The organism is Clavibacter tessellarius, from assembly GCF_001618005.1.
In the GTDB taxonomy this organism is placed as follows: Bacteria; Actinomycetota; Actinomycetes; order Actinomycetales; family Microbacteriaceae; genus Clavibacter; species Clavibacter tessellarius_A.
This window is the reverse complement of the sequence record NZ_LQXA01000049.1, coordinates 15,278-29,561: the sequence shown is the minus strand read 5'-3', so window position 1 is coordinate 29,561 and position 14,284 is coordinate 15,278. Positions and strand designations below refer to the sequence as shown.

Here is a 14,284-nt window from a genome sequence, read left to right as displayed (position 1 = left end):
TCAGACCACCTCCGTCACGGTGACGCCGGCCCGGTCGGCGGCGAGCACCTCGTCGATGCGCGGGGCGTCGCCCGTGAGCGCCAGGGTCAGGTTGCCGAAGGTGCGGCCCTGGACGTCGGTGATGCCGCCGTGCACGACCTCGAACGCGACGCCCGCCTCGGCGAGCGCACGGAACACCTCGGTCTGGGTGGCGCCGCCGTCCGCGAAGGACAGCGTGACGAGGCGGCCGGGGTGCCGGTCGCGGAGCCGCGCCACCTCCTCCGGCTCGGGCACGCCCGCGACGACCGTGGAGACGAAGCGACGCGCGGCGTCGCTCGCGGGCCGGGAGAACACGTCGAAGACCTCGCCCTGCTCGATCACGCGGCCCGAGTCCATGACGGCCACCCGGTCGGCGATGGACTTGATGACCTCCATCTCGTGGGTGATCACCACGATCGTCACGCCGAGCTCCTCGTTGACGCGGCGGAGGAGCGCGAGCACCTCGCCGGTGGTCTCGGGATCGAGCGCGCTCGTGGCCTCGTCGGCCAGGAGGATCGCGGGGCTCGTCGCGAGCGCGCGGGCGATCCCGACGCGCTGCTTCTGGCCGCCGGAGAGCTCGTCGGTGCGCGCGTGCGCCTTGTCGGCGAGGCCGACGAAGTGCAGGAGGTCGCTGATCCGCCGCTGCTGCGCGTCCCGCGGCATGCCCGCGACCTGGAGCGGGTACGCGACGTTGCCCCAGACCGTCTTCGACGTGAAGAGGTTGAACTGCTGGAAGACCATGCCGATGCCGAGCCGCAGCTTCCGCAGCTCCCGCTCGGGCAGGTCCTGGATCTCGCGGCCGTCGACCGCGACCGTTCCGGACGTCGGCCGCTCGAGCGCGTTCACGAGCCGCACCAGGGTGCTCTTGCCCGCGCCGGAGTAGCCGATGATCCCGAACACCTCGCCGCGGCGGATGTCGAGGTCGACGTCGGCGAGGGCGGCGAGGCCCGGCTCGCCCTTCGCGCGCGGCGGGTAGGTCTTGCCGACGCCCCGCAGGGAGACGTGCGGGGCGTCCGTCATCGAGCCGCCTTCTGATCCGCGACAGCCTTCTCCGTGGTGGTGAGGAGGCTCCGCAGCTCGTCCTGCGGGGTCTTCAGCGGCACCGCCGTGCCGCCCGAGTTCGCGACCAGGGCGTCGATCACCGCGGGGGTGTCCTCGAAGATCCGCGCGAGCTTGACGTACGTCTCGTTCGTCGCGTCGTCGGCCCGGCTGGCGAAGACGTTGACGTACGCGAGCGCCTTGGGGTCGCTGGGGTCGTCCTGGGCGAGGGCGTCGTCGGCGGTGAGGCCCGCGTCCGTGATGAAGTCGTTGTTGATGATGACGGCGTCGGCGTCCGGCAGCGAGGTGGCGGTGAGCGCGGCCTCGACCGTCTTGACGGTGACCTTCGAGGCGGCCTGGTCGACGTCGTCGAGCGTGGAGACGCTGGATCCGCCGCCCTTCAGCGTCAGCAGGCCCTCGCGCTGGAGCAGGAGGAGGCCGCGCGCGAGGTTGGACTCGTCGTTGGGGAGGATGACCGTGCCGCCCCGCGGGATCTCGTCGACCGAGCCGTGCTTCTGCGAGTACAGCCCGAGCGGGTAGATCGCGGTGGCGCCGACGGGCGTGAGGTCGTCGCCCGCGCCCTCGTTGTACTGCGCGAGGTAGACGAGGTGCTGGAACTGGTTGAGGTCGATCTCGCCCTCGGACAGCGCGGGGTTCAGCTGCGGGTACTCGGAGAAGTTCACGATCTCCACGTCGATGCCCTGCTCCTTCGCGGCGTCGACGAAGAGCGGCCACTGCGGGTCGCTCGCGCCGACGACGCCGATGCGGACGGCCTTGCCGCCACCGGAGAAGGCGCCCGTCGCGAAGAGGACGGATCCGACGACCGCGAGGACCACGATGACGCCCACGATCGCGATGGCGAGCCGGTTGCGCCGCTTCGGGGCGTCGATCAGGGGTGCCGGGGTGGGCGATGCCGGGGTGGTCATGGGGTCCTCTCGGTGGTGCGCGGTGCGGGGCTGCGGGTGCCGGTGCTGTCCGGCGGGGGTGCGTGGTGCGGGTGCTGCTGCGGGCGTGCGGATGCGGTCGGTCGGCGGCGTGCGGGAGCGCGGTCCCGCACGGGCGCGGGCCACGACGCCGCGGCGGCAGCGGACGACGCGCGCCTCGCGGGGAGCGGGGACGCCGCCCGTGGCCGGTCGCCGCGTCCCTGCAGCACCTCGACGGTAGGTCGCGGCGGCACGGGATGTCGAACCGGGCCGTAACACGGGGACACCGCGGAGGCCCGCGCGATGTGGCAGGGTCGGCCACGGAGGTGCCCATGCACGACGACGATGACGTCTCCGCGCTCCCCCTCGAGGAGCTGCGGCGCCGGGTCTACGCGCAGGGGGCCGACGAGCGCGACGAGCGGTGGATCCGGGCGGCCGCCGAGCTCGCCCGCCGCGAGCGCGCGTCCCGGCCCGTCGCGGCCGCGGACGCGGACGCCGCAGCGGCCGCCGACGCCGACGGCGACGCCGTCGGGTCCGACGGCGCCCCGGACGCGGACGGATCCGACGCCGCCTCGCCCGCATCGCGCCGCCCCTCGCGTCGAGGCCTCGTCGGCGCGGCCGTCGCCCTGCTGGCGGTCGGCCTCCTCGCGGGCGGCGCGGTCCGCGCGGCCGTGAGCGCCGGATCCTCGGACGCGACGTCGGACGCCGGCTCCGGCGCGACCCCGGTCCCCGGCGCCGATGCGCCCCCGGCCGCCGCCGGATCCGCCGCCGCGTCCGCCAGCCCCGGCACCCCGGCGCTCCTCGGCCCCGACTCCACCTCCGACCAGCGCAGCCGCCCGGTCAGCGCGGTGTTCGACGGGCCGCAGGAGGACGCCGACCGCCCGCCGAAGGCCGTCCGCGCCGACGTCGACCCCACCTCCATCCGCGCGGTGCAGACGAGCGTCGGCCTGTACGCGGGGCTGTCGACCACGGGCGACCCCTGCCTCCTCGTCTTCCCGAGCGGCGGCGCGGGCGTCGTCACGTGCGCGTCGCCCGACCGCGTCGCGTCCGACGGCCTGCGCATCGCGTGGACCACCGAGTTCCCGTCCCGCAACCGGGACGGCTCGACGGGCATGATCACGGGCGACGTCGAGGCGGCGTGGGCGGGCGACGGCCTCATCACGCTGACGACGCCGGACCGCATCCTCGCGTACTGAGCGGACTCCGCGGCCGCCGCCGGCGATGTGGGAGGGTCGGCGCGGGAAGGGGAACGCGCATGCACCCACGCACGTCCGGCCACGACGACCGCGGGCTCCGCTCGATGACGACCGACGAGCTCCGGCGGGCCGTCTACGCGCAGGGGGCCGACGAGTCCGACGAGCGGTGGATCCGCGCGGCCGCCGAGCTCACGCGCCGCGAGCCCGCGTCGCGGGCCGCCGAGGACGCGGACGGCGCCGACCCGGCGTCCGACGCCGCCGAGGCGGCTCCCCCGACCCGCTCCCGCCGCGCGCTCGCGTGGGCCGGCGGTGCGCTCGCCCTCGGGCTGCTCGCCGGCGCGGGCATCGCCATGGGCCTCGGCGGATCCGCGGCCCCCGGCGCCGACACCAGCGCGACGCCGTCCGCCGACGCGTCCGCGTCCGCTTCCGCGGAGGAGCCGCCCGATCCCGCGCGCGTCCGGTCGCTCCTCGGCAGCGACATCACGCGCACCTCCGGCGGCATCACGGTCGAGGAGATCCTCGCCCGCCCGCAGGAGCAGGCCGACCGGCCACCCCGGTCGCCGGGCGGCGACGTCGACCTCACCACCATCCGGGGCGTGCAGACGAGCGTTGGCCTCTACGTGGCGCGCACGATCTCCGGCGACGCATGCCTGCTCGTGTACCCGTGGAGCGCATCCCGTCCGGGCCCGGACAGCAGCCCCGGCTCCGGCGTCGCCTCGTGCGCCCCGCCCGCGCAGCTCGCGGTGTCGGGCCTCGAGGTCACGTGGATCGCGGACATGCCGGTGCGCCGGTTCGACGGCGGCGTGGGGATGCGCGGCGGCGGGCTCACCGCCGTCTGGGCCGCGGACGGCCGCCTGACCCTGAGCTCGCCCGACGTCCCGCTCGCGTACTGACCGGCGGGACGGATCGATCCCGCGGGACGGATCGGCCCGGCGTGACGGATGGTCCCGGCCGGCGGATCAGCCCTCGAGCAGCTCGCTGAGCTCCATCCAGCGCGACTCGAGCGCCTCGACGTCGGCCTCGATGGCGCGCACGCCCTCGTTCAGCTTGCCGAGCCCGTCGTAGTCGTCCGGATCGTGGGTCGCCATGGCGTCGAGCGCCTGGCGGCGTCGCACGTCGGCCTTCTCGAGCTTCCGCGTGATGCTCGCGAGCTCCTTCTGCGCGTTCCGCAGCTCCGCGCCCTGGAGGGACGACCCGCCGGATCCGCCGAGCGTCGCGGTGGCCTGGCCGCCGACCTCGTCGGGCCGGGCGATCGTCGACCGCTCGGCGTTCGCCGGCTGGCGGCGGAGCTCGAGGTACTGCTCCACGCCGCGCGGGAGGTGGCGGAGGCTGCCGTTCATCACCGCGTACTGCTGGTCGGTGACGCGCTCCAGCAGGTACCGGTCGTGGCTCACGACGAGGAGCGTGCCGGGGAAGGAGTCCAGCAGGTCCTCCATCGCCGCGAGCATGTCGGTGTCGAGGTCGTTGGTGGGCTCGTCGAGGATGAGAACGTTCGGCTCGTCGAGCACGATGAGGAGGAGCTGGAGGCGGCGCTTCTGGCCGCCCGACAGGTCCTTGACGGGCGTGGACAGCTGCGCGCTCGTGAAGCCGAGGCGCTCGAGCAGCTGGCCGGGCGTCATCTCCTTGCCGCCCGCGACGTACGTGGTGCGCTGGCGGCCGATGACGGTGGAGACGCGGTCCTCGAGCACGTCCTTCAGCTCGTCGAGCTGCTGCGTGAGCACGGCGACCTTGATGGTCTTGCCGCGCTTGACCCTGCCGGTCGTGGGCTGGAGCGTGCCCGCGACGAGCGACAGGAGCGTGGACTTGCCCGCGCCGTTCACGCCGAGGATGCCCGTGCGCTCGCCGGGTGCGATGCGCCACTCGACGTCCTTCAGGATCTGCTTGTCGCCGTAGCTGACGGACACGTCGAGCAGGTCGACCACGTCCTTGCCGAGCCGCTGCATCGCCATCGACGCGAGCGAGACGGTGTCGCGCGCGGGCGGCTCGTCGGCGATGAGGGCGTTGGCCGCCTCGATCCGGAACTTCGGCTTGGCCGTGCGCGCGGGCGCCCCGCGGCGCAGCCACGCGAGCTCCTTCTTCATCAGGTTCTGGCGCTTCGCCTCCGAGACGGCGGCGCTCCGGTCGCGCTCCACGCGCTGGAGGATGTACGCCGCGTAGCCGCCCTCGAACGGCTCGATGAGGCGGTCGTGGACCTCCCACGTGGCGTTCGCGACCTCGTCGAGGAACCACCGGTCGTGGGTCACGACGATGAGGCCGCCGGAGCTCGGCGCCCACCGGCGGCGGAGGTGGCCGGCGAGCCAGGCGATGCCCTCCACGTCGAGGTGGTTGGTGGGCTCGTCGAGGAAGAGGAGGTCGTGGTCGCCGATGAGGAGCTTCGCGAGCGCCACGCGGCGGCGCTGGCCGCCGGAGAGCTCGGCGACGTCGGCGTCCCACGGCACGTCGGACGCGAGGCCGTCGATCACGTCGCGGATGAGGGGGTTGCCCGCCCACTCGTGCTCGTCGATGCCGCCCACGATCGCCTGGCCCACGGTCTGGCCGTCGGGCAGCGTGTCGCTCTGGTCGAGCACGCCGACCGTGACGCCGCGGCGGCGCGTGACGCGGCCGCGGTCGGGCTCGAGGCGCCCGGCGAGGAGGGAGAGGAGGGTCGACTTGCCGTCGCCGTTGCGTCCGACGATGCCGATGCGGTCGCCCTCGTTCACCCCGATGGTCACGTCGTCGAAGATCACGCGCGTCGGGAACTCGAGGTGGAGCGCTTCGGCTCCCAGCAGATGGGCCACCGCACGAGCCTAGGTGACCCTCGCCCGGGGAATTCCCGCGAGCGGTCCGCCGTTGGCTCCCCTCGTGGCCCGGGAGGGCCGCGCGCTCGACGGGGAGCGGCCCGCCCGGCGGCTCGTCGCCGGGATCCGCCGACCGCGAGGAGCGCGCATGACCACCGACACCCGAGCCGTGACCGCCCGCCGCGAGCCGGTCGCCGGCCTCCTCGTCTACGCGCTCACGCTGCTCGTGCTCATCGCCTCGGGCGCCGCGCCCTCGCCCCTCTACCCGGTGTACCAGGAGGAGTGGGCGCTGCCGCCGGTGGTGCTGACGGCCGTCTTCGCGGTCTACGTGGCCGGCCTCCTCGCGACGCTGCTCACCGCCGGCCGCCTCTCGGACCACGTCGGCCGGCGGCCCGTGATCCTCGGGGCCCTCCTCGTCTCCACCGCCGCGATGCTCGTGTTCGCCTTCGCGCACGACGGGCTCGCGCTCGTGATCGCGCGGATCCTCCAGGGACTCGCGATCGGCCTCGCCACGGGCGCGCTCGGCGCCGGCATGATCGACCACCAGCCGTCCCGCCGCTCGGGCCTCGCCGCGTTCCTCAACGGCGTCGTCCCGCCGGCCGCGCTCACGGTCGGCGCGCTCGGCAGCGGCTTCCTCGTGGCCTACGGCCCCGCGCCCGAGGAGACGGTCTTCGTGGTGCTCGCGGCGCTCATGGTGGCGGCCGGGATCGCCGTCGCGTGCGTGCCCGAGCGCCAGCCGCGTCGGGCCGGGGCTCTCCGGTCACTGATCCCGTCGGTCGCGGTGCCGCGCGCCGCCCGCTCGGTCTTCACCGCGGTCGTCGGCGGCATGATCGCGAGCTGGGCGCTCGGCGGCATGTTCCTGGCCTTCATCGGATCCGTGCTCGGCGACACCTTCGGCCTGCACAGCGCCGCGCTCACGGGCGCCGCGATCGCCCTGTTCACCGGCACGGGCGCGATCACCGGCATCGTGATCCGCACGCGCGACGCCCGCCGCAGCCTCGTCGTCGGCGTGGTCGCGCTCGTGCTCGGGCCGGTCGGCCTCGTCGCCGCCATCTGGACCGCGTCGCTCCCCCTCTTCGCGGTCGCCGCGGTCGTGGGCGGCGTGGGCTTCGGCGCCGGCTTCCAGGCGGGCCTCCGGCTGGTGCTCGCCGAGGCGCCGGTCGCCGAGCGCGCGAGCCTGCTCTCCTCGGTCTACGTCGCGAGCTACCTCGCGTTCGGCGTCCCGAGCGTGGTCGCGGGGGTGTTCGTGCAGGCCGACGGCCTGCCGATCGTCCTCACCGTCTACGGCGCGTTCGTCGCCGCGAGCGCCCTGGTCGCGCTCGTGCTGCAGCTCGTCGGCCGCCGCACGCGCCGGGCCGAGCGGATCGCCGACGCGCTCGACGCCGCCGCCGTCTCCTGATCGCTACCGCGCGCGGGGGCGCGCGGGGCGCGGATCGGGGTGCGCCCTGTCGTCCTGCCGGGGTCGCGGGCGGGACGGTCCGGGGTAGCATCGGGGCGCCGAGCGGCCCGCTGCACCTCCTCCGCCGCTCGCCCCTCCGGTCGGGATCCCGTCCGGCCGCGCCCGAACCGAAGGAAGACCCCCGTGGCATTCATCGTCGTCCTGCTCGTCCTCTGGCTGATCCTCACCGTCGTCGGCTTCGCCATCAAGGGCCTCGTCTGGCTCGGGATCATCGGCATCATCCTCGTCGTGGGCACCATCGTTCTCGGTGCCCTCCGTCGCCGCTACAACGCGGCCAAGACGCCCACGCCGTAGGGGTCGCGGGGCGGCGGGGCCGCGCGGGCGACGGGCTATCCTCGACTCGGACCGCGGTACCGCTCTGGCGCCGCGCCGTCCGCAGGGTGCCCGCCGGCCGCTCCTGTCCGCACGCGCAGCACATCCCGGAGAACCCATGACGCGAACGCCCCCGCACGCCCGCGCCCCGCACGTCGACGGCCGGCAGCGTCGGGCGTCGCTCCTCGTGTTCCTCGCGGCCCTCCTCGGCATCGGCGTGGTCAGCGGGCTGTGGGCGGTCACGATGCCGCTCGGCGCGAGCCCGGACGAGCCCGCGCACCTCAACAAGGCGGCGTCGGTCGTGCGCGGCCAGTACCTCGGGGACGTCACCGACGATCCGCAGGTGCGCATCGTCCAGGTGCCCGCCGGCGTCGCGTACTCGGACCCCGCCTCGTGCGCCCGGCACCAGCCGGACACCACCGCCGACTGCGCGCCCGGGTACCCGCCTGGGGACGCGGCCGACGAGATCGTCACCACCCAGACGAGCGCCGGCCTCTACGACCCCCTCTACTACCTGCTCGTCGGCTGGCCGACCCTGATCTGGGGCGGCACCACCACGGGCGTGTTCGGCATGCGCCTGGTCAGCGCGCTCCTCTGCACGCTGCTCTCGGCCGCCGCCATCGCGTACCTCGCCCGGCTGCCGCGCCCCGTCCTCCCCGTCATGGCCGCGTTCGCGGGGCTCACTCCCACGGCGTTCTCGCTGTTCGGCGCCGTGAACCCGAACGGGTTCGAGGTCGCGGCCACGATGGCGTTCGCCGCCGCGTACGTCAGCGGGCTCGTCCGCGGGGGCCCGGTGAGCTGGCGCACCGCCGCGTTCCTCGCGGTGACCGGCGGCGTGCTCGTGCACGCGCGCGGCCTGTCGCCCATGTGGCTCGGCCTGGTCGTGGTCGCGGGCGCCTGCCTCGTCGGCTGGATCCGGTTCTGGGCCTACCTCCGCCGGCCGCAGGTGCTCGCCGCCGTCGGGGTCGTCGCCGCGTCCACCGGGCTCGCGCTGGCGTGGATCCTCAACACGGGCTCGCTCGCGGCCGTCGGCGTCTACGAGGGGGCCGGCATGAGCTTCCAGAAGGGCTTCACGATCATGTTCGAGCGCACCTTCGACTACGCCCGCGACATGGTGGGCGACTTCGGCTGGCTCGACACCGCGATCCCGTCGTACGCGGTGTTCGCCTACTTCGTGGGCTGCGGCGTGCTGGTGGCCGTGGCGATGATGGTCCCCGCGCCGCCCGGCGGACGTCGCGCGGTCCTGGTCGGCCTCGTCGGCTTCCTCATCCTGCCCGCGCTCGTGCAGGCGTCGTCGGTGACGACGTCCGGATTCGTGTGGCAGGGCCGGTACAACCTGCCGGCGTACGTGGTGCTGATCCTGATCGCGGCCGTCGTCGCGGCGCCCGCCTACGACCGGGTGACCGCCCTCGTGCGCCGCCGGATCCTCGTGCTGGTCGCCGTGGTGCACGGCCTCGCCGCGTTCGTCGCCCTGATGACGTTCCTGCGCCGCAACTCGGTCGGCCTCAGCGCCTCGTGGGCCGATCTGCTGTTCCGCCCGCGCTGGTCGCCGCCCGTCGTGGGGGTGGAGCCGTGGATCGTCGCGATGGCCGTCGCCTCCGTCGTCGTCGGCGCCGCGGTGCTGCTCGCCGTGGTGGCTGCCGGACGCGGAGCGCCTGCCGAATCGCCGGGCCGCCATGCCGCGACCACGGGCACGGTGGCGGCCGCGGCCGCGGCCCACCCGGCCGTCGTGCCCGGATCGCGCCCCGGCGGCGCGGGCGATGCCGGCGAGCCCGATGCCGGCGAGCCGTCCGCGGCGTCGCCGCGTGCCACCCGGCCCGGCGCCGACGGGTCGTCCCCCGCGTGAGCACCGGCATCCCGGGCCGCATCGCGCGCTTCCGCGCCGGCCGCCTCTACGGGCCCTTCGTCTACCTCGCCGTGGGCGGGGTGGCGTTCGTCGTCGACCTCGGCCTGCTCATCGTCTGCCGCGACGTGCTCGGCTGGCCCCTCAGCGGCGCCAGCGCCACCTCGTTCTGGGCGGGTCTGCTCGTCAGCTATGTGATGCAGCGCTTCCTGACGTTCCGCCACCAGCGCTCGGACTGGCACAGCCTCTGGAAGTACGCGGTGCTCGTGGCCGTGAACTCGCTCGCGACCGTGCTCATCATCGAGCTGTTCGACCGCATCGGCGCCGGCTACATCGTGGGCAAGTTCGTCTCCACGGCGCTGACGACGCTGTGGAACTACGCCGCCTACCGGTTCTGGGTGTTCGCGGACCGGTCGGCGGGGGCGCCGGTCGCCTCGGATGCCGAGACCCCCGGAGCCGACGGCGACGTCGCGCCGGGCGCGCGCCCCGCGGAGCCGACGGCGGGCTGATCCCGGGACGCCGCGGCCTCGGCCGCGTCGCGCGCCGCCCGCGCTTCGCTCTCCAGGTCGTGCAGCCGGAGGTCGGTCATCGCGCTCTCCTCCGCGAGGCGGCGCACCTTGTCCTCCAGGTCGGTGAGCTCGGCGCTGAACTGCACGCACACCAGGAAGATCACGACGATGCTCGCGAAGAACGCGAGGTTGAGCGGCTCCTGCACGCCCAGGAACGCGGCGAGGCCCGAGAGCAGCGGCGGGAAGACGCTGATCACCAGCGCGACCACGCCGGCCACCAGCCACCACACGGCGTGACGCTCGCGGAGTCGGCGGCGGCGGAGGCGCTCGATGACGACGCCCACGGCGAGCAGCGCCGCGACGAGGGTGAAGACGTAGCTGGTGGGGTTCACGCGGTGACCGCCTTGATGGATCGGTTGATCGGACGGATGAGGGCGATCACGAGCGCCATGCCGGCGCGCGCCAGGTAGATGGCGGCCTTCGCCGGGTTGTGCGACGCGACGCCGCCGGCGCGGGGCCGCATCGACACGGGCACCTGCTCGATGGTGAGGCCGTGGCGGGCCGCGATGACGAGCGACTCGACCGTGTCGCCGAGGTACTCGGCCGGGTAGTTCTCGGCGAAGAGCGCGATGGCGCGCGGGCCGGAGCCGCGGTAGCCCGAGGTCGTGTCGGTGAGGGGCGTGCGCGCGATGCGGCTGAGCGTGAAGCTGAGGAACCTCATCGCCCACTTGCGCGGGCCGGAGACCTCGTAGTCGCCCTCGCCTGCGAAGCGCGCGCCGATGACGACGTCCTTGCGCTGGAGGGCCTCGAGCAGCTGCGGGACGCTCTCCGGGTTGTGCTGCCCGTCGGAGTCGATCTGGATCACGTTGTCGAAGCCGTGCCGCTGCGCGTAGCGGAAGCCCGCGCGCATCGCGCCGCCGACGCCGAGGTTGAACGGGAGCTCCAGGACGCGGGCGCCGGCCTCGTGCGCGACCTCGACCGTGCGGTCCTTCGAGCCGTCGCTGACGACGAGGCACGCGATGCCGGGCAGGGTCCCGAGGACCTCCCGCACGACCGCGCCGACCGCCTCCTCCTCGTTGAACGCGGGCATGACGATGAGGGTCGTGCTCAGGCTGGCGGGCATGCCACGAGGGTAGCAACAGGTCGCGCGGCGCCCGCACGGGATCGCCGGGCCGGCCGGCCGAGCGACGCCACCCGGGCTAACGCGGGCGCTCGAGCGACACCACGCGGCTGCAGGCCGCGGCCACCTCGGGATCGTGGGTGACGATCACGACGGCGGTCCCCCGGCGGCGCATCCCGTCGAGCAGGTCGAGCACACGCGCGCGGTTCGCCGGATCCAGAGAACCGGTCGGCTCGTCGGCCAGCACGAGGGCCCGCGGCCGGAGCGCCAGCCGCGCCAGCGCCAGGCGCTGCTGCTCGCCGCCGGACAGCTCGTAGACGCGATCGCGGGCGTGGTCGGCGAGCCCCCCCGAGGCTAGCGCCTCCTCCCGCCGGTCGGCACGTGATCGGCGGGTGCCTCCCGTCCACGACTGCGCGACCCGCAGGTTCCCCTCGGCCGTCTCCTCGTCCAGGAGCGCGAAGCTCTGGAACAGGTACCCGATCCGCTCCGCGAGCAGACGACGCGCACCCCGGGATCCCGGACGCGGGGCGGGCCGGTCGAAGAGCCGCAGGTCGCCGGACGTCGGGCGGTCGAGGAGCCCGATCATGTTCAGCGCCGTGGACTTCCCGCACCCGCTCCGACCCGTCAGGGCCACCATCTCGCCCGCCTCGACGCGCAGCGACAGCCCGCGCACCACCTCCCGTCCGCGGAACGAGCGGGTGACGTCGGTGAGCTCGCAGACCACCGTGCCGGGAGCCGCGGGGATGACGTGCGTGGATCCGGTCTCGTGCATCAGAAGGCTCCCTTGAGGATGTCGACGGTGCGGCGTCGCTCGAGGCGCACCGCCCACGCCGCGGAGACGACCAGCTCGATGGCGAGCACGGCCGCCGTGGTGATCAGGACCCCGCCGACGCCCGCGTCCGCGCTGCTCCCGTCCGCCGCCGTCGCGGTGCCGAGGCCCGCGTAGCCCGACGCGTGCGCGGCGAGCGCGGCACCGAACTGGACCGCCCAGATGGCGCCGAGAACGCCGAGGGGCTCCGCGTAGCGCCGCACGAGCCCGTGGCCGAACATCCGGCGGATCACGATCCGGCGGGAGGACCGCTCGAACATCAGGCCGACGCTCTGCAGGGTCAGCACGAGGACGCCCACGAGCAGGAGCGCACCCACGAGGGCGAGGAGCCGCAGCTCGTCGTCGAGGCGCTGCACCTCCGCCGCCTGGTGGTCGTCGAGGGTGGTCAGGTGGGTGAGGTTGTCATCCAGATGGAGGCGCCGGAGCGTCGGGGCGAGCTCGGCCAGCGTGGCGTCGGTGGAGCCGCCGTCGAGACGGACCTTGAGGGCATCGCCGATCCCGCCGCTCATCATGTTCGCGCGGTCGAACCCGACGCTGCCCGCCCGGGTCATGACCTGCACGACGGGGTCCGTCACGCTCCCGCCGTCATCCGCCCCCACCGACGGGTCGAAGGCGAAGAGGCGCTGGCCGGGCTGTGTCCAGATGATCCGCACCTGCTGCCTCGACGTGTCGAGCCCCCCGTCGCGATGGAAGAGGGATCGGTCCGCCTGCCCCATGCCGCGCCGCGCGTCCTGGAAGGTGCGCCGCAGATCGTCCTCCCGTCCGCGCATCGTCGCCGGGACGAGCACGGTCCAGTCCGCGTCCTCCTCGTCGACGACCACGGGCTCCCCGTCCTCGCCGAGGACCGGGAAAGCCGTCAGGTAGGCGGGGTTGACGACGAGGGAGGCGGGATGCGTCGATCCGCCGCGCGACCCGCCATCCGGACCCGGGCCATCAGGGGCCCGCAGCCCCGACGCGTCGACGTACAGCGCGCCACGCGCATCGAGCTCGTCGTAGAGGTCGTACGCCTCGTTCGCGAGGCGGCCCAGGTCCGACCCGCCCCCGGTCTCGCCGTCGTCGCCGATCGCCTGCGGATGGAACACGGCGTAGCCCGAGGCGCGGCTCCAGCTGCCGACCAGCTCCTGCTGGTGCCGGATGACCTGGACCTGCGATGCCGTGGTGGCGCCCGTGATCACGAGCGCGACGGTCGCGGCGGCCTTGAGCGTCGTGCTGGTCCAGAAGAGCGCTCGCGTGTCCTTCCGGTCCTTCAGGGCGTCCGCGATGCGCAGCCGTCGGATCGTGACGCAGGTGAGGGACGAGGCGACGAGGAGCGCGCCGAGGAGCCGGGCGACCGCGCCGCCGACGACGACCGCCAGCGCGACGGTGCTCCCGGGCACGAGGGCCGTGGCCGCCACCGCGACCGCTCCGGCGCTGCCCACGGTGAGGAGCAGGAGCCGGCCCGTGATGAGGAACCACACCTCGAACGTGCCGCGGCCGTGCAGCCGGAGCACGCCCGTGCGCCGGGCCTGCGCGAGCTGGCGGTAGAGGATGAGGATGACGACGAACAGGAACAGGATGACGACGACGGCGGTCACCGGCTCGACTCCGCCCGTGCTCGATCCTCCGCCGCTGTGCGGCGTCGCCAGGAGGTCGGCCGTGAGGGCCGCCTGGGGAGCGCGCTCGTCCACGAGCGCGGCGACGCGCTCCAGGAATGCGCGGCAGTCCTCCCGGGACCGGCACTCCATGCGGTACGCGCCGTCGGGCAGCAGGGTGTCGAATGCGGTGCGCAGGGGCCGGATGAGGAACCGGTCGTCCTCGCCGAGGTCCGCGATGGTGCCGACGGCCGAGGGGTCGCCGACCGCTGCCGTGGCGACGGAGCCGGTGCTGCCCCGGGACTCCTCCGGCGTGAGGAAGCGGCCCGTCGACAGCGGGAAGGCGCTCGGGAGCTGCGATCCGTCGGCGAGGAGCACGTAGAGCGTCGTCTTCTCCTGCGCGCCGTCGACGCCCTCCGCCTGGCGGATGACCGAGACGCCGGTCTCCTGGGCGGCGGTGGCGAAGGCGTCCGCGACGATGCCCGGATCCGTCGTCTCGGGCAGGACCGGGACGACGAACGGCGAGCCCCACCCCGCCGCGACCGCGTCGCGCGCCGCGCGGTCCCGCATGTCGGCGTCGACGGCGGCGGATCCCGCGACGACGAACGTGAGCACCACGCAGAGGACGACGAGGAGCCTCGAGATCATCGGGCTGTGGGGGAGGACGATCCGCTCCGCCGCACGAGGTG

Annotated in this window: 12 protein-coding genes and 1 pseudogene; 6 read left to right on the top strand and 7 right to left on the bottom strand. The window is 74.5% G+C overall.

The genetic code is table 11. The annotated features are described in order from the left end of the window. Nucleotides 1–1,038, bottom strand: a complete 1,038-nt coding sequence (locus AWH51_RS13240) for a methionine ABC transporter ATP-binding protein (RefSeq protein WP_063072532.1) — start codon at nucleotides 1,036–1,038, stop codon at nucleotides 1–3. Then, the gene (locus tag AWH51_RS13235) at nucleotides 1,035–1,982 is read right to left on the bottom strand and encodes a MetQ/NlpA family ABC transporter substrate-binding protein (protein WP_063072531.1); all 948 of its coding nucleotides are present in this window, start codon (nucleotides 1,980–1,982) and stop codon (nucleotides 1,035–1,037) included. The genes AWH51_RS13240 and AWH51_RS13235 overlap by 4 nt, the downstream gene beginning before the upstream one ends. A gap of 329 nt (nucleotides 1,983–2,311) precedes the next feature. Here AWH51_RS13235 and AWH51_RS13230 point away from each other — a divergent pair, with 329 nt between their 5' ends. Together AWH51_RS13230 and AWH51_RS13225 are read left to right on the top strand one after the other, a co-directional pair. After that, nucleotides 2,312–3,175, top strand: coding sequence for a hypothetical protein (locus tag AWH51_RS13230; RefSeq protein ID WP_063072530.1), 864 nt, complete (start codon nucleotides 2,312–2,314; stop codon nucleotides 3,173–3,175). A 59-nt stretch (nucleotides 3,176–3,234) separates the two neighbouring features. Next, nucleotides 3,235–4,068, top strand: coding sequence for a hypothetical protein (locus AWH51_RS13225; RefSeq protein ID WP_063072529.1), 834 nt, complete (start codon nucleotides 3,235–3,237; stop codon nucleotides 4,066–4,068). Between the two features lie 66 nt (nucleotides 4,069–4,134). Here AWH51_RS13225 and AWH51_RS13220 read toward each other — a convergent pair whose 3' ends face one another. Beyond that, a complete protein-coding gene (locus AWH51_RS13220; protein ID WP_063072528.1) occupies nucleotides 4,135–5,952 on the bottom strand; it encodes an ABC-F family ATP-binding cassette domain-containing protein in 1,818 nt (605 codons plus the stop codon). Nucleotides 5,953–6,100: 148 nt separating this feature from the next. Between AWH51_RS13220 and AWH51_RS13215 the strand changes: the two genes are divergently transcribed. From AWH51_RS13215 to AWH51_RS13205, 4 genes are all read left to right on the top strand, one after another. Further along, nucleotides 6,101–7,351, top strand: a complete 1,251-nt coding sequence (locus tag AWH51_RS13215) for an MFS transporter (RefSeq protein ID WP_063072527.1) — start codon at nucleotides 6,101–6,103, stop codon at nucleotides 7,349–7,351. Nucleotides 7,352–7,534: 183 nt separating this feature from the next. Beyond that, nucleotides 7,535–7,705 carry a hypothetical protein gene (locus tag AWH51_RS16340; protein ID WP_175345529.1) on the top strand — a complete coding sequence of 57 codons (171 nt, stop codon included), beginning with the start codon at nucleotides 7,535–7,537 and terminating at the stop codon, nucleotides 7,703–7,705. A 136-nt stretch (nucleotides 7,706–7,841) separates the two neighbouring features. Beyond that, nucleotides 7,842–9,569, top strand: a complete 1,728-nt coding sequence (locus tag AWH51_RS13210; protein WP_081235126.1) for a DUF2142 domain-containing protein — start codon at nucleotides 7,842–7,844, stop codon at nucleotides 9,567–9,569. Beyond that, a complete protein-coding gene (locus tag AWH51_RS13205) occupies nucleotides 9,566–10,075 on the top strand; it encodes a GtrA family protein (protein WP_063072526.1) in 510 nt (169 codons plus the stop codon). The genes AWH51_RS13210 and AWH51_RS13205 overlap by 4 nt, the downstream gene beginning before the upstream one ends. Nucleotides 10,076–10,164: 89 nt before the next feature. Here AWH51_RS13205 and AWH51_RS16515 read toward each other — a convergent pair. The 4 genes and pseudogenes from AWH51_RS16515 to AWH51_RS13190 all read right to left on the bottom strand — a co-directional run. Beyond that, a pseudogene (locus AWH51_RS16515) lies at nucleotides 10,165–10,467 on the bottom strand (DUF2304 family protein); the annotation flags it as partial. Then, nucleotides 10,464–11,198 (bottom strand): glycosyltransferase family 2 protein, encoded by a 735-nt coding sequence (locus tag AWH51_RS13200; RefSeq protein WP_063072525.1) that lies wholly within the window; start codon nucleotides 11,196–11,198, stop codon nucleotides 10,464–10,466. The gene AWH51_RS13200 and the pseudogene AWH51_RS16515, both read right to left, overlap by 4 nt. Before the next feature lie 76 nt (nucleotides 11,199–11,274). Then, the gene (locus AWH51_RS13195) at nucleotides 11,275–11,967 is read right to left on the bottom strand and encodes an ATP-binding cassette domain-containing protein (RefSeq protein ID WP_063072524.1); all 693 of its coding nucleotides are present in this window, start codon (nucleotides 11,965–11,967) and stop codon (nucleotides 11,275–11,277) included. Continuing rightward, on the bottom strand, nucleotides 11,967–14,243 hold the full coding sequence (locus tag AWH51_RS13190; protein WP_063072523.1) for a hypothetical protein: 2,277 nt from the start codon (nucleotides 14,241–14,243) through the stop codon (nucleotides 11,967–11,969). The genes AWH51_RS13195 and AWH51_RS13190 overlap by 1 nt, the downstream gene beginning before the upstream one ends. Between the last annotated feature and the right edge of the window lie 41 nt (nucleotides 14,244–14,284).

Excerpts from the sequence above, each read along its gene's own strand:
- AWH51_RS13240 (WP_063072532.1), bottom strand. The coding sequence starts at position 1,038 with ATGACGGACGCCCCGCACGTCTCCCTGCGGGGCGTCGGCAAGACCTAC.
- AWH51_RS13235 (WP_063072531.1), bottom strand. The coding sequence starts at position 1,982 with ATGACCACCCCGGCATCGCCCACCCCGGCACCCCTGATCGACGCCCCG.
- AWH51_RS13225 (WP_063072529.1), top strand. The coding sequence starts at position 3,235 with ATGCACCCACGCACGTCCGGCCACGACGACCGCGGGCTCCGCTCGATG.
- AWH51_RS13215 (WP_063072527.1), top strand. The coding sequence starts at position 6,101 with ATGACCACCGACACCCGAGCCGTGACCGCCCGCCGCGAGCCGGTCGCC.
- AWH51_RS13195 (WP_063072524.1), bottom strand. The coding sequence starts at position 11,967 with ATGCACGAGACCGGATCCACGCACGTCATCCCCGCGGCTCCCGGCACG.
- AWH51_RS13200 (WP_063072525.1), bottom strand. The coding sequence starts at position 11,198 with ATGCCCGCCAGCCTGAGCACGACCCTCATCGTCATGCCCGCGTTCAAC.
- AWH51_RS13210 (WP_081235126.1), top strand. The coding sequence starts at position 7,842 with ATGACGCGAACGCCCCCGCACGCCCGCGCCCCGCACGTCGACGGCCGG.
- AWH51_RS13190 (WP_063072523.1), bottom strand. The coding sequence starts at position 14,243 with ATGATCTCGAGGCTCCTCGTCGTCCTCTGCGTGGTGCTCACGTTCGTC.
- AWH51_RS13230 (WP_063072530.1), top strand. The coding sequence starts at position 2,312 with ATGCACGACGACGATGACGTCTCCGCGCTCCCCCTCGAGGAGCTGCGG.